The sequence below is a fragment of the Chryseobacterium sp. LJ668 genome, assembly GCF_019613955.1.
In the GTDB taxonomy this organism is placed as follows: domain Bacteria; phylum Bacteroidota; class Bacteroidia; order Flavobacteriales; family Weeksellaceae; genus Chryseobacterium.
Map to the genome: position 1 here is coordinate 51,701 of NZ_CP080443.1, position 14,888 is coordinate 66,588.

Here is a 14,888-nt window from a genome sequence, read left to right on the forward strand (position 1 = left end):
ATTAGTATTTAACCGCATAAAAACTAACTTCTAACTTCTAACTTCTAATTTCTAACCTCTAAATTCTAAAAAAAGTGAAAAAATGAAAAAACTCAATATATATTTTACAGCAGGAATTCCACAACTGGAAGACACTGCCGAAATCATACAACTCATTCAGGATTCCGGAGCCGATATGATGGAAATCGGAATGCCTTATTCTGATCCTGTTGCTGACGGACCAATTATTCAAAAAGCACACGAATTAGCTTTGAAAAACGGAATGACGATTGAAAAACTATTTTCTCAGTTGAAATCAATTAAAAACGAAATTAGAATTCCGATTATTTTGATGGGTTATATCAATCCGGTTTTAAGTTTCGGGTTTGAAAATTTTTGCAGAGAATGTTCGGAAAGTGGTGTTTCGGGATTAATTATTCCTGATCTTCCGCCTATCGAATTTGAGAGAAATTATCAGAAAATTTTAGAAAAATATAATCTGAATTTTACATTTTTAATAACTCCGGAAACTTCGGATGAAAGAATTTTGTATTTAGATTCTTTAAGTTCAGGATTTTTGTACGCGGTAAGTTCATCATCCACTACAGGAAATGAAAACGCAGTTTTAAAAAATGAAGACTACCTTTCCAGGGTAGCTTCTCTTTCATTAAAAAATCCAGTCATGATCGGTTTTGGAATTAAATCTAAAGAAGATTTTGAAAACGTCACCGAAAAAGCAGACGGCGGAATCATCGGAACAGCTTTCGTCAATATTTTGCTGAACGATAAAGATTGGAAGATAAAGGCTATAGATTTTATTCATTCAATAAAAAATTAAAAATCACTAAATTTGTCTGTTAATAAAAGGCATGAACATACATCAAAATAAAGTCGTAGCATTTGAAGATTTAGGAGTAAAAGATTATCAGTCTTCCTGGGATTATCAGGAAAAACTGATGAAAGAAATCATTGACACTAAAATCAAAAACCGCGACTTGCCGACAGAAGAACGTCTTACCACTTCCAACCATTTTCTTTTGGTAGAGCATCCTCATGTTTACACTTTGGGGAAAAGCGGTCATGAAGAAAATATGTTAGCTGGAATCGATAAATTAAAGGAAATCGAAGCCACTTTTGTAAAAGTAAATCGTGGCGGAGACATTACCTATCACGGTTTCGGACAAATTGTTGGTTATCCGATTTTAGATCTAGAAAATTTCTTCACCGATATTCATTTATATATGCGTAATCTTGAAGAGGTGATTATCAGAACAATGGCTGAATTTGGTTTAAAAGGTGAACGTTCACCGGGAGAAACCGGAGTTTGGCTGGATGTCGGAAAACCTTACGCCAGAAAAATCTGTGCAATGGGCGTGAAAGCTTCACGATGGGTAACTTTGCACGGTTTTGCGTTCAATGTCAACACAGATATGCGATATTTTGAATACATTGTTCCTTGTGGAATTAAAGATAAACAAGTGACTTCTTTGAAAAGAGAACTGGAAAGAGATTTGACTCCCGAAGAAATGGAAGATATTAAGGCGAAGATCAGAAAGCATTTTGCAGATGTTTTTGAGGCGGAATTGGTGAGTGAATAATTATATAAAATTATGAGTTACGGGCAAATACAATTTGAGCCAGGAATAGAAAGAAAAATCAAAATATCTGTAGCCATTTTTTTAATTGTGATTATCGGCTTTTTATATATTCGTGAATCTATTTATGGAGATGAAATTACAAAAGATATCTTATTAAACATAGAAAGACATACATCAGTAATCGATATTTACAATAATATAGAACAACACAATGCCCCTTATGTCAAATATTCAAATGGCACTAGTGAGATTTTAGAATTTTCATACAAAATAGGAGATTCAATATCAAAAGACAAAGGGGATTCCATAGAATATATATTCAGAGACAAAGAAATTATCAAAAATAATTTGCTTGAAAATTATCGGAACAACAATTAATTCTATCTAAAATTTCGTCATATTTTTTTCCATGATTCTAATTAAATAGATTTCATCTAAAATACATTTCTCAAAATTAAATTGCACACAATTTAATTGTTAACTACCTTTGCTTTGTTAATTTGATCAAACAAAATTCGAATCAAAAAAATTTTAAACAATTAAAAAATAACAAAACAATGTCGTTAATAGAAGATTTAAACTGGAGACACGCTGTAAAAGCTTACGATTCAACAAAAAAAGTATCACAAGAAGATTTAAATAAAATTTTAGAAGCTGCAAGATTAGCTCCAACTTCATCCGGACTACAACCTTTCAGACTGATCGTTGTAGAAAATCAGGAATTGAAAGAGAAAATGGTGAGCGGAGCATTTAACCCTGAAGTGATGAGAGATTCTTCTCATGTTTTGGTTTTTGCAGCCTGGGACAGCTATTCTAATGAAAAAATCGATAAAGTGTACGATCATCATACCGATGTGAGAGACTTGCCACAAGGACGTTTCAGCAGTTATACCGATCTGATCAAAGATCTATACAATGCTCAGACTCCCGACCAGCATTTTGCACATACTGCAAGACAAACCTATATCGCATTAGGTTTGGCAATGGCTCAGGCGGCGGAACTGAAAATCGATTCTACTCCAGCAGAAGGTTTTAATAATGAAATTGTTGACGATATTCTTGAATTGAAAGAATTGGGTCTGAAAAGTGTAATCCTTTTATACCTTGGTTACAGAGACACCGAAAACGACTGGCTTTCTCACATGAAAAAAGTAAGAATCCCGATGGAGGAATTTATCATCAGAAAATAGTATTTTCGTGTTGCATTCATCATTGAATTATGAAAAATCACGACTCTCCCAAATTAGGAAATCAGCTTTGTTTTCCGTTTTATGTTATCGCAAAGGAAATTACCGGACTTTACCGTCCGTTTCTTGACGAATTGGGCATAACCTATTCGCAATATCTTGTGATGATGATACTTTGGGAAAAAGACGGATTGACAGTGAATCAAATCGGTGAAAAGCTGTATCTCGACAGCGGAACATTGACGCCGCTTCTCAAAAGACTTGAATCAAAAGGCTTTATCATCCGAAAAAGAAAAAAAGAAGATGAACGAGTGGTAGAAATTTTTTTGGATGACGCGGGCAGAAATTTACAGCAAAAAGCCTGTCAGATTCCGGCAAAAATGCAGGAAAAACTGAACCTTACTGATAAAGATCTTTTGGAACTGAAAGAAACCGTTCAACAAATTTTAAATAAAATTCAAAAATAAATGAAAACATTGATCACCATTTTGGATGACAAATAAGTTTTTTGATTGTAATAAATCTGCTTCCTTCCTCTGGAGGCGGATTTTTTGTTTGCAGTTTTGAAAATTAAATTAGTATTTTTATAAAAAAACATTCATGAAGTTATACTTTCAAATTCTAGTTATTTTTTCAGTAATTAATTGTAAACCGAAAGATAATTTTGAGAGAGTAAGAATTCAAGATACATCTATAGAACTTAAACAAATAAAATTCTCAGACATTTCTAAAATTGAGAATAAAAATAATGGAATTGAATACACAAAACCGTTCAATATTGGACTTTCAAAAGAATATTTTCCGGAAATTGAAAAGTATAAGTTTGAACAACCAAAGATTTATCGTAGAGACACCACTAATTTAAATACTCAAATTTCATATTTTTTCACTAAAAACGACAGTATTGTTCGCTTGATCGAATATAGCTGGAATCAGGATGATTTAAAAGAACATTTTATTGATAATCTTTACAAGTCAAATAAAGATATGATTTCAAAAAGGTTATCTCAAAAAGGTATTGAGAAATTTGAAAAAATTGATTATTGGTGGCAAAAAATTGTAAGATGGGATAATGACTCAACTCATATTTATAGTTTCATCTTCGGAATTGACGAAGGTCAAAGAACTAGAATAATTGTAAGATTCAAATAACTAAAATTTATTAAGATTCTTTAATGGATTTTTAAAATGATGTAGAAAAACTTTACCTCGTTACAGAATCACTTCTCTTATAAGCATCTACTTTTAAATACTCATCATTCAGTTCTTTTTCTTTTTTATCTGAAATTAATATTCCAAAAAGATGGTCGATTTCGTGCTGGAAAATAACTGCAGTAAAACCTTCGACAATTTCCGAATATTTCTGACCTTTCAGATCAAAATATTCTAATTGAATTACTTTGCTTCTGTAAAACTGTCCGCGGAATTCAGGGATTGACAAGTCGCCTTCCGGACCGAGATTTTGAAGTTCAGATTTCCATGTGATGACAGGATTGATAAAATATTCCAACGGCTCCCCTTCTTTGTCAAAACGCTGAACCCAAATTATTTTTCTGTTGATTCCGACTTGTGGTGCGGCGATTCCTACTCCACCGTCGGTTGACAGAAGAGATTCTTTCATTCTTGCAACCAAAATTGCGGTATTCGGATCGGTAGGATCAATTTCTTTTGACTGATCTAATAAGATAGTGTGTTGATGAGAATCTGTGGTTTGAAAAATGGGTAATAATGTTTTAATATCACCTTGATTGATTATTGAAATTTCGGATGAAGTCAGTTTTTGTGCGTTGATAAAACTGATGAAAAATATAAGGAGCAAAGCGAGTCTTTTCATTTTTTGGAATATCGAACAAATATAAAGATGTTTTATGTTTTGGGCTAAAGACAATTGAACTTATTTTCATTAAAAAACGGGATAAGGCCCGTCCCTATTGATTTATACTTGATCTGTTATTTTATTATTGCTCTTGCTGATTTTGTTGATTGAGCAGATTATATTCAAATTATCATCTGTGAAAATCTGCGGAGTAACTTTAATATGTTTTCGTCATATCTGCAGGAATAATCAGATTAAAATCTGTTGGAATATACTCTTTTTCAGGAACTTTCAATTCAGAATCTTCAGATTCAAAAACAGAGATGACCGCCATTCTCAGATTCGGATTTTTCTGTTTGATGTACCAATATATTCCTCCAAATTCTTTACTGTGAAAGTTTCCGTTGTAGTGAATGAATGTTTTTCCGGATTCAAAATTTTTCAGGATAGACTCAGCCATCGTAGCGTCTTTTACTGCCTGCGCAGAAATAAAGTTCATCACTTTGGTTCCTTCCGCATGTTCTCCCATCATAGTTTTCATTTCTGGATAACCGGGAGTCTCTAATGTTACTTTTATTGGCAGCTGGGCGATGTATGATTTCTCTTTTTCGCTTAATTTGTTTAATGATTCCAAACCTTCTTTTGCAGTCTGCGAAGCATACTTTCTGGGAATATTTGTGGCAATGAACTTCAGTTTTTTATCTTTAGCAAAATCCAGCAAAGGTTTGTAATCGGTAGTGAAATTATTCCAGAGACGAGCCGAATCCTTAAAAGTTTTAGCGTCAATTTTCCCTTCTAAATATTGATTTAATTGAGACTGATTATCTCTTTCAAACATTTCGGCACCTAAAATAATCTGTCCGTTCTTTTTTTCAAATAAGGCTTGAGCGATTTTCAGCTGAAGCCAGTGATTAATTGAGCTGTTATGATTTTCACCAAAGAAAACCACATCATATTCCGCCAACTCTTTGACTAGTTTCTCAGTTGTTACCGCGTTTCCTTTTTGATTGTAAAACTGAAACGATTTTAGGTTTTGTGCATTTACCATACTACAAATGATCAGCAGCATGGCGATGAAAATATTTTTCATTTTTAAAATTATATAAAACACGAATGTCACGAATTATTTCACAAATATCACAAATTATTACTGAAATTGAATTTAAAAAATTGTACTTATTAGAACAGAATATTGCTCAACTCGTGTTTAGATAAAAAAGACCGCTTTGAGTTATAAACAAAACGGCCTTCTTCAAATCAATTATCAATTATTTTTCTAAATCTGCTACAAGATCTTTCCACTCCTGCAATTCCGGAATTCCAGGTTTTCTTTTTCCGAAAATCTGTACGATGAAATCACCTTCTTTGTTGAATACCTCTATGGCGGTTACTTCTCCGTCGTCAGTCGGTTTTTTCACGATCCAGGCTTCGGCAATTTTTGTCACATCCAAATGCAGGTTAAAATCAGGATCCATCACATTGAACCAGTGTTGATGCCACAATGTTTTATTTACCTCCCCTGTATGAATCTGGATAATCCCTCGGTTTCCCACGAAAATCATGATCGGAAGATTTTTTTCAGAAGCATCTTCAAGTATGTTCACGACTTTTGAAGGTTCTATTTTTTTCGCATATCCTTCGGGAGCCAATCTCAACGCCTGCGTTCTTGAAACGCCGAATTTTCTGGTCATCATGAAGAAATCGTGGGTATCTTTCAATTCCGTCCATGCTTTTTTGAAACCTTCGGTATCAATTTCAGAATCGTCTTTTTCAGGAGCTTTTGGTGTAACTGCTTCAAATTCAAAAGTTTCAGTTTGGTTTTCAGCTTTAAAGAGCGTAACAATCGCATCAAACGCTTCTTGGTTGCTGTCTTTCGTCAAATATATTTTATGAAGCGCCAAACCGTCTTTACCGAAAAACTGAAGACTCTTTTTATCTCCTTCTGCCACGGCAAAAGCGAACTTCCAGTGATTCATAAAAATCCGCAGATCAATGTCTTCTCCTACGAAAAGCTGAGCATGAGGACTGCTGAAATCACCATTCAGATAGGTTCCTTTTCGTTCGTGAACGCATTCTTCATTTCTCGTTAATGCCATCACTTTTCCTAATTTTTCAGCCTCTGTTAAGATATTTGCAAATTCAGGTTTCAGAATCGTTACTTCTTCGCCTGTGTTGGTCAATAACAATTCAGCTTCGCTTACACCTAGTTGTGCTGCTGCATTTCTTATTCTCAAATGTGGGTTTTCTGCTTTCAGAGTTTCCCATTTTTCTTTCAGTTCGTTAACTAATGTGTTCATTATTTTATTTTTTTATGGTTAAAACTGTATATATTCTTTTAATGATCTCATCTCCGGATTTGCTTTTTATCTCTTCTTCTTTCTCGGAAATTTTCATTCTTTTAAAATGGCTTTTGGAGATCAATTCCTCCATTTCGTCATTGTTGTATAGCTTAAAATTATATTTGGTGAAAGGCAATTTTTCCATAAAATGTCTTTGCCCGAATGTGAGAACAAAAGTTCCATTATCTTTCAGTAACCGGTAAATTTCATTTAAATATTCTAAAGGGTTTTTCCAGAAATAAACAGTATTTACTGTAAATATTTTATCGAAAGCTTCATTTTTAAAAGGAAGTTTATTGCCTTCATACAATACAAAATCAGCCCGATCTGTAAATTCTGAATTTAATTTCTTAGCTTCATTGTACATTGTTTCTGAGATATCAATTCCCGTATAATGCAGGTTTTTTGCTTTATTAAGAAGACTTTTCAGATGACCGGCATTTCCGTGGCCAATCTCAAGAATCTGCTCGTTATCTTCTATCAGTAAAGCATGAATACTTTCCATCGTCATTCCGATGTTGTTTTCATTCATCATTTTGCCGATTTCAATGCCTTTCTCACCTTGCGGATTGGCTAAATTCTGGGCTAGTATTTTTAAATCTTTCTCTTCCATTTATCCAAAAATAATCATTGGGTTGGCGTTGACAGGATGTTCACAAATTGTACATGGGAAATTATATGCACTACTGATATTTTCAGCGGTAAAAACTTCTTCAGGTGTTCCGTAAGCCGCTACTCTACCGGCCTTCATCAATAAAATTTTGTCGGCAAACTGTGCTGCCAAATTCAGATCGTGTAAAACGACAATCGCACTGTTTTCTTTGTGCGTAAATTTTCTGATGATTTCCAAAGCTTTGTATTGATGCTTTACATCCAAATTATTCAAAGGTTCGTCGAGAAAGACCAGTTTATGATCAATTGCATTATCCAGCTGAGCCATTACTCTCGAAAGGTGTACACGCTGCTTTTCACCTCCAGATAAGGTATTATAATCCCTGTCTTTTAAGTGATAAATATCTGTTTCGTACATCATTGTATTCATCGCTTCGTGATCTTCCTGTTTCGGCTGAGATTCAAAATACGGATAACGCCCCATCATCACAACATCTTTTACCTGCAAAGGAATCTCGTTAGAATTGTGCTGGGAAAATTTAGATTTATGCATCGAAAGTTCTCTCACATTCCATTCAGAAATCTGTTTATGTTTAAATAAAATTTTCTGTTTTCCCTGTTTTACCTCATTCGCCAAAACACTCAGCAGACTCGATTTTCCAGCTCCGTTCGGGCCCACAATCGCAAGAAATTCACCATTTTCCAAAGAAACATCAACCTCATCAAGGATAGAAAATTCTCTGTGCTTATAATTGATCTGATGCGCTTTTATCATTACAGTGACTTTTTAAATTTGATTAAAATTGCAATAAAAATCGGTCCTCCCATTAAAGCTGTCAAAATACCAATCGGCAGTTCGGATGGTGCAACGATACTTCTGCTTACCGTATCTGCCGTCAAAAGCAAAATGCTCCCAAAAACGGCTGACAGAGGTAATATGTAGGAATAATTTGATTTAAATAAAAGTCTTAAAATATACGGTACGATAAGGCCAACAAAACCAATGGTCCCAGAAAATGCGACACACGTTCCTACCATTAAAGCAACAATCACAATGATCTGCTTTTTCAGTCTTTCAACATTGATTCCTAAATGCTGTGCATCTTTTTCGCCCAGCATCATTGCATTTAAAGCTTTTCCTTTTGGGAGCAAAACCATATATGAAATGACTAAGACAGTGGCTAAAGCAATATTTTTCGTCCAGGTTGCTGCGGCAAGACTTCCCATATTCCAGAAGGTCAGATCTCTCAACTGCTCGTCTTTTGAGATGTAAATCAAAAAACCCGTAATTGAAAAACCTATTGCCGTAATGGCAACACCACTTAGAAGCATCATTACAACGTTGGTTTTTCCTCCGCTAGTAGAAATTTTGTAAACGAGCATCATTGCCAATAAAGCCCCTACAAAAGCTGAAATACCGACCAGTGAAAACTGTACCGCTTCTGGAAGAAATTCTTTGAATTGCCCTCCTAAAACAATTGCAATTGCAGCCATTAAGGTTGCTCCCGAAGTTAACCCTATAAGATCACCTGTAGCCAACGGATTTTTAAATAATCCCTGTAAACCTGTACCTGAAACTCCTAGCATACTTCCTACCAAAATGGCCATGATAATCCGTGCTGTGCGTACATCCCAAATGACATATTTATCACTTAATGCTAAATTTGCATCACTTGTTAAAAATTGTTTTAAAACCGTAAATGGCGAAACCGCATTAAAGTCGTAAACTCCAATATAAAGCGCCCCAATTGCCAGAAAAATCAGTAAAAGAGCACTTATGGTTAAATAAATATATAATTTACTTGGTGTTTTCAATTAAAAGTTTGTTTAATGTAACTGCAGCTTCACCTAATCTTGGACCGAAACCTGAGACTAACCCTCCGTCCATAGCAATAATCTTCTTGTTTTTACCTGCATTAGTCTGAGAAACACCCGGCATTTTTAGTACACCGTTATTACCTCCAGATCCCTGTAGACCGCTTAAGAAGAAGAATAACACATCCGGATTAGCTTTTAAAACAGCTTCGGGAGTTAAAGGTTTGAAATCTTCAAAGTCGGTGATTGCATTTTCACCTCCTGCAAGCTCGATCAAGGCTGCCATCGGAGTATTTTTACCTGAAACCATCATCATGTTTCCTCTTGCGTAGATGAATAATACTTTTGGTTTTTTATCAATCGGCTGAACCTGCTTTAAATCAGTATCAATTTTGTCGATTAATTTTTGATAATCAGTATTTCCGACAGCTTTGGCAACGTCAACGATTAATTTTTTGGTTCCGGCAACTGTAAATTCTTGTTTAAATAATTCAGTTTTGATTCCTGAAGCTTCTATTTTCCTTAACAGATCAGGATTAATGTCTTTATCTGAAGCTAAAATCAAGGTTGGTTTTACAGCCATAATCGGCTCAATGGTCATTGATTTTACGTGTCCTAAATCTTTGGCAGTCGCTTTCAAAGTTTCAGGATAAGTGCTTGTAACGTCTGTGGCAACGATTTCCCTGTCGTGACCTAAAGCGCTTACAATCTCTGTTATTCCACCGCTCAGTGAAACAATCTTGTTGTTTGTTTTCGGAGTTTCTGAAGATATATCCGTTTTGTTTTCTGTTGGCTTTGAAGTTTCTTTTTTGCACGAGTATACTGCGGCAAGCACAGAAACAGCGAGAATGATTTTTTTCATACTTTACTTATTTATTTTAATAGTATCTATAAAGGTTTATATTCGAATTGAGGTCTTCCGCGCTCACCTTCAAGACTTGTGAGTCTCATGAATTTCAATTTAAAATAATATCCGTTCGGATCTTTTATCACGTAAAAGACGCTTGTATTTACAGAAGATCCGGAAGGGCCTGCTGTACGCCAATTTCCGCCAATTGTTCTCTGGTCGTCATACACAAACTTAGACTGGTCAATATCTGATGCCTTAAAATTGTTATACGCTTCGACACCCGTCAACGGAGCATCAACTTTTACTTCATACACACCTGCACCTCCGGAAATATTGTGAGTAACAAAATCAGCATATACATAACTTCCTGCGCCATCAATGAGATTGGTAAATACTGTAAAACTAATATCCCATTTCTTTTTTTCGGGCTGAATGGCAACTTCTGCATTATTTTTTAAACTTAAAAACTTAAAGTTATAGGCATTGTTTTTTGTGATTACAGCTTCCTTTACAGTGTTAGAATTAAGTTCTGCATATTTGATTTTATAACCTTCACCATACCTTACAATCTGAATTTTCATCCAGCCGCGATTGTCACCGCCAGTGAGCGCAGAGCCTGTAGGCACGGTGCCATTATAAATATCTTTACCCATATTGATCAGATAGATGCCATTTTCCGCATCATTGGTCTTGATTTCTCCTATTGCTGTACTGCCTGTCGGAAAGTTTCCTCTTACATCATCAATATAAACTGTATTAGCCGGATTGAAGTTGGCCACCTGAATCTGATTCATTAACGTTGCAGCATTCGCTTCTGTAACCTGAGTCAGACTGGTAGCATTATCCACTTTTCCTGCTGCCATAGCAATTGAAGAATTTAAGACTACTCTGAATTCGTTTCCGGAATAAAAAGCGAGATCCCAATCTGTTCTGCGGTTAAAAGTCTGCAGAGGATTTCCTTTTTCATCAACTTCACTCAGGTCTATCCAAACCTGGTTGGGCTGTGCACCGCCTCCTACAGACGGCTCGACTGTTTTCCCTTCGATGGGAGGAACGGCAATGGGATCATCATTATCATTGAGACAAGACTGAGAAATAAAAGAAGTACCTATCAAAAGGCAGAATAGTAGTTTTTTCATTTAATTTATTTAAAAATTATAGTTTAATCTTACGAAATAGCTTCTTCCATAGAATAGATTCTGATTATTGTCAGCCGCGGAATGCCCGTCTCCCGAGAGCACCGTATTTCTGATTGTGGATACGTCAAAAATATTCTTCACACCCGCACTCACTTCAAAATGATTGTTAAAGAAAGGCTGACTGACTGTAAAATTCATCATACTATACCCATCAATCTCGCCCAAAATATATTCACCGGGGTCAACTGCGGGATTAACAGAAGCTTTATGGGTAAACTGTTTTCTTTTTCCTGTGTATTTGTAATAAAGTGCAAAGAGTGTTTTGGTTTTATCTAGGGTATAATTTGCTCCTAAATTTGCCTCTGCATAATAATTAAAATCATTGGGTGAAGTTATTTGCCCAGTGCTTAAAATCTGAGAAATCCCCATGAGCGAAACTCCTGTGTTTAATGAAAATTGATTTTTCCTTAAGTTAATTCCTCCTCCAAATAGTACAGATTTGTAATGGTCTACATTGAGGTATGTGAATTTTAGAGGTTGATTATTAACAATCACACTTTCAATTCTGTCTTTTATATCTAAATACATTGCCGAAAGGCTGAAATTAATTACCCAATTTTTGGATGATAGGGTATTGTAATCCCAAAACAAACCTGCAGAGTATCCAGTTTCCGGATTCAGGTTTTCATTACCTCTTATATCGTGGTTGTTGTCTACAACGTAGGTATATAATTCGTCATAAGTTGGGAATCGGTTTGCAGAACCAAAAACTGCACGCACATCAGACTTTTGAGAAGTATTGTATTTAGCTGTTAAAGAATAATTGTATTGCGAATCGAATTTATCACTCAACGCCAATCTCAAACCGGGACGCACTGAAAATTGATCATTAATTCTCCATTCTGCAGACAAGAAATTTGCATAATTAAAAATTGTACGTTCGATATTGTTTCCGTTATTATTCGATTCGAACGTGGATGCGTCCGCATATCCGCTGGTGCGGTCTAGTTCGTAGCCCAACTGAAAATTGATCTTCTCGCTATCCAGAAAATTGCTGAACATCCCTCTGGAATAAAATATTTTAGAATTGTAGAAAACAGATTTCTCTTCTTCTGAAAAAACCTGTCTGTTGGGAACATCATATTTATATTTTTGAGATTGTCTCTCCTGCGTTTGGTAAGAAAAATCACCGTTATAATTGATCCGCGATCCTATTTTTGCTTGAATATTAAACTGATGGATCCATCTTTTGGTGAAATAATCTATATCTTCTGCCGTATAGGTTCTATTGCCGTTACCTAACGGAAGGTCGGTAAGCTCATCATCATAATAATTGATGGTTTCAGAAAGAAAATTGACTTTATAGAAAAAAGAAGTTTTTCCCTTGGCATATCGAATCGCAGCATTTGTGGTAATCTGGTCTTTTGGCAGCCACTCATTACCTCTCAGCTTTTCATTTCCTTTATTTAGATATTTGTAACCCATAAGATTACCTTTATATCCTTGAAAATCATTATGATTAATATCTGCTGTTACCGACCAGTTATCTGAAATTCTGTATCCCAGATTAATAGTCTGAACATGTCTTCCTTCACCTTTTTTAAACCAGTCATAATCTTTACCTACAGTTTCTTCCTGTAAACTGATTTGAGCATTGAATTTTTTGGCGTAGCTTTTCTTTGTAATAATATTGATAACACCCGCAACTGCGTTATTACCATACTCTACTCCCATAGATCCTTTTACTATTTCTATCCTTTCAATGTTATTGACATTGATCTTGGTAAGATCTACCAGATTTCCCATACCCTGATCACTTACAACAGGAATATTATCGATAAGCACTTTAGTATATTGCCCATTAAGTCCTAATATATTGGCATTAGAATCAGCGCTTCCGGAATTGGGTTCAACTAAAATATTTAAATTTTGATTAAGAACTTCAGCTGCATTTGTGACAGCCATATTTTTAATCTGCTGTGCATCAATCACCTCAACTTTATAAATAGATTTATTGATAGACTGCTGAGTATACTGTCCGGTGATGACAACCTCTTCTATTTTCTTCTGATGTAAAGAATCTTTTTCCTGTGCACTGATCAAAATAACAGCTGATAAAGACACAATTGAAAGTACTTTATTCTTCATAAGCTCAAAAATTTTTGACAAATATATAGCTTTATTTAGAATAATTAAAAATAAATTATTAGTTTTGTAGAATAATTCTAAATAAAAATAACGTTATGAGATTACAATTACTTTTAGGTACTTTGGTTTTTTCTGCTGCTACCACAAATGCACAAATCGCTACAATTGATGAGACTTTCGAGAGTGCAGTTATATCAACTCCTGCAAATTATAACAACCTTGTAAACGGATGGACTAAGAAAGTTACTGTATCTGCGCCACACAGCGTTTATGTAGATCAGGCGAATGGTAATAAATATGCTCAGTTTTACGCAGCAGGCTCTACAAGTACAGATGTTTTTCTTGTATCTCCTCAAATTGTAGCACCGGATGGTTCTCAGCAAATAACTTTTACAGCAACGCCGACAGGAGGGGCTACCCTTGAAGTTGCGTTAGTAGATAATCCTGAAAGTCTTGTTGCCAATACGGGCGTTCCTACATCCTATCAGATCATACAGACCTATACTTTTTCATCATCAAGTACCCCAACTATTACCCCGGTAACCGTGCCTGCTTCTACAAAACAATACATTGTATTCAGGTTCAGAAATCCTCAGTTGATGGGCCCTCCAGGAGTATCGCATGCAGCTTTGTCGATCGACAACGTTAAATATAATACCGCAGCGGTACTGGCAGCTAATGATGTTAAGAAACCTACGGAACAAATTAAATTTGTAATCAATCCTGAAAATACTGAATTGCAGTTTATCAGTAAATCAGAGCTAAAAAATGTACATATCTACTCTGCAGGAGGAGCAAAAGTAGCTGAAGGAAAGCCAAAAAATCAACAGTTAGATATCCGCATTCTTCAGACAGGAGTTTATTTTATCGTCATTGAAGGAAATGAAGGAACGGTTGTAAAATCGAAGTTCATCAAAAAATAATACTTTCTATTTTTTCTATAAAAAAGGCAGTCTCAGATGATGAAACTGCCTTTTGCATTTTTGGAATTAGAAGTTAGAAGTTTAGCAAAAAAACTTTTAAATTTTAATTTAACTTTTGACTTTTAATTTTTAATTTATTCAATAAATCTTGTAGCCTTTATAGACCTGTATTGTTTCCGTTAAAATTTTTGAAATATTATTCCTAAATTCAAAAAGATGATCTGTAGCGTCGTGACGGCTGTGGTGTTCTGCGCTCTCCCACAATTCGATCAGAAAAAAGGTTCCTTTTTGATCTTTGTCTTCCACGAGTTCGTACTGCAGACATCCGTTTTCTTTTCGCGTCTCTCTTATTAATTTTTGAAAAAACTCTACCGCTTCCATCAGATAACTTTCATTAAACTTGAAAAGCGCTACGATATGTAAATTCATTTTTAAATTTTTAGGCTGTAAAAATAGAATATTTTAGTATTAAACTTATAAAT

The 14,888-nt window shown here is 35.0% G+C and carries 17 protein-coding genes; 7 read left to right on the forward strand and 10 right to left on the reverse strand.

Annotation, left to right across the window (positions count from 1 at the left end):
* Positions 1-82 precede the first annotated feature (82 nt).
* The 6 genes from trpA (at position 83) to K0U91_RS00290 (ending at position 3,916) form a co-directional block, all read left to right on the forward strand.
* Complete coding sequence (gene trpA, locus K0U91_RS00265) at positions 83-817, forward strand: tryptophan synthase subunit alpha (RefSeq protein ID WP_220179497.1); 735 nt, start codon at positions 83-85, stop codon at positions 815-817.
* A gap of 31 nt (positions 818-848) precedes the next feature.
* The gene (gene lipB, locus K0U91_RS00270; protein ID WP_220179498.1) at positions 849-1,577 is read left to right on the forward strand and encodes a lipoyl(octanoyl) transferase LipB; all 729 of its coding nucleotides are present in this window, start codon (positions 849-851) and stop codon (positions 1,575-1,577) included.
* Between the two features lie 12 nt (positions 1,578-1,589).
* Complete coding sequence (locus K0U91_RS00275; RefSeq protein ID WP_220179499.1) at positions 1,590-1,955, forward strand: hypothetical protein; 366 nt, start codon at positions 1,590-1,592, stop codon at positions 1,953-1,955.
* Positions 1,956-2,134: 179 nt separating this feature from the next.
* Positions 2,135-2,767: an NAD(P)H-dependent oxidoreductase gene (locus K0U91_RS00280; protein WP_220179500.1), complete on the forward strand. Its 633-nt coding sequence runs from the start codon at positions 2,135-2,137 to the stop codon at positions 2,765-2,767.
* 29 nt (positions 2,768-2,796) lie between these two features.
* A complete protein-coding gene (locus K0U91_RS00285) occupies positions 2,797-3,231 on the forward strand; it encodes a MarR family winged helix-turn-helix transcriptional regulator (protein WP_219968544.1) in 435 nt (144 codons plus the stop codon).
* Between the two features lie 133 nt (positions 3,232-3,364).
* The gene (locus K0U91_RS00290; protein WP_220179501.1) at positions 3,365-3,916 is read left to right on the forward strand and encodes a hypothetical protein; all 552 of its coding nucleotides are present in this window, start codon (positions 3,365-3,367) and stop codon (positions 3,914-3,916) included.
* A gap of 52 nt (positions 3,917-3,968) precedes the next feature.
* Here the strand turns inward: K0U91_RS00290 and K0U91_RS00295 are convergent, their stop codons facing one another.
* The 9 genes from K0U91_RS00295 to K0U91_RS00335 form a co-directional block, all read right to left on the reverse strand.
* A complete protein-coding gene (locus tag K0U91_RS00295; RefSeq protein ID WP_220179502.1) occupies positions 3,969-4,598 on the reverse strand; it encodes a peptide deformylase in 630 nt (209 codons plus the stop codon).
* A 199-nt stretch (positions 4,599-4,797) separates the two neighbouring features.
* Complete coding sequence (locus tag K0U91_RS00300; protein WP_220179503.1) at positions 4,798-5,670, reverse strand: ChaN family lipoprotein; 873 nt, start codon at positions 5,668-5,670, stop codon at positions 4,798-4,800.
* A 178-nt stretch (positions 5,671-5,848) separates the two neighbouring features.
* On the reverse strand, positions 5,849-6,877 hold the full coding sequence (locus tag K0U91_RS00305) for a hemin-degrading factor (protein ID WP_220179504.1): 1,029 nt from the start codon (positions 6,875-6,877) through the stop codon (positions 5,849-5,851).
* Positions 6,878-6,881: 4 nt separating this feature from the next.
* Complete coding sequence (locus K0U91_RS00310) at positions 6,882-7,532, reverse strand: class I SAM-dependent methyltransferase (protein ID WP_220179505.1); 651 nt, start codon at positions 7,530-7,532, stop codon at positions 6,882-6,884.
* On the reverse strand, positions 7,533-8,306 hold the full coding sequence (locus tag K0U91_RS00315; RefSeq protein WP_220179506.1) for a heme ABC transporter ATP-binding protein: 774 nt from the start codon (positions 8,304-8,306) through the stop codon (positions 7,533-7,535). It lies immediately after the preceding gene.
* Entirely contained in the window at positions 8,306-9,346 is a 1,041-nt protein-coding gene (locus K0U91_RS00320; protein ID WP_220179507.1) for a FecCD family ABC transporter permease, read from the reverse strand. Before K0U91_RS00320 ends, K0U91_RS00315 begins: the two co-directional genes overlap by 1 nt.
* The gene (locus tag K0U91_RS00325) at positions 9,330-10,208 is read right to left on the reverse strand and encodes a heme/hemin ABC transporter substrate-binding protein (protein ID WP_220179508.1); all 879 of its coding nucleotides are present in this window, start codon (positions 10,206-10,208) and stop codon (positions 9,330-9,332) included. Before K0U91_RS00325 ends, K0U91_RS00320 begins: the two co-directional genes overlap by 17 nt.
* Before the next feature lie 26 nt (positions 10,209-10,234).
* Entirely contained in the window at positions 10,235-11,335 is a 1,101-nt protein-coding gene (locus K0U91_RS00330) for an HmuY family protein (RefSeq protein ID WP_220179509.1), read from the reverse strand.
* Positions 11,336-11,344: 9 nt separating this feature from the next.
* The gene (locus tag K0U91_RS00335) at positions 11,345-13,483 is read right to left on the reverse strand and encodes a TonB-dependent receptor plug domain-containing protein (protein WP_220179510.1); all 2,139 of its coding nucleotides are present in this window, start codon (positions 13,481-13,483) and stop codon (positions 11,345-11,347) included.
* A 95-nt stretch (positions 13,484-13,578) separates the two neighbouring features.
* Between K0U91_RS00335 and K0U91_RS00340 the strand changes: the two genes are divergently transcribed.
* Complete coding sequence (locus K0U91_RS00340) at positions 13,579-14,406, forward strand: T9SS type A sorting domain-containing protein (protein WP_220179511.1); 828 nt, start codon at positions 13,579-13,581, stop codon at positions 14,404-14,406.
* Between the two features lie 138 nt (positions 14,407-14,544).
* On the opposite strand, the gene K0U91_RS00345 is transcribed toward K0U91_RS00340, so the two are convergent.
* Complete coding sequence (locus tag K0U91_RS00345; protein WP_219968531.1) at positions 14,545-14,835, reverse strand: putative quinol monooxygenase; 291 nt, start codon at positions 14,833-14,835, stop codon at positions 14,545-14,547.
* Positions 14,836-14,888 lie beyond the last annotated feature (53 nt).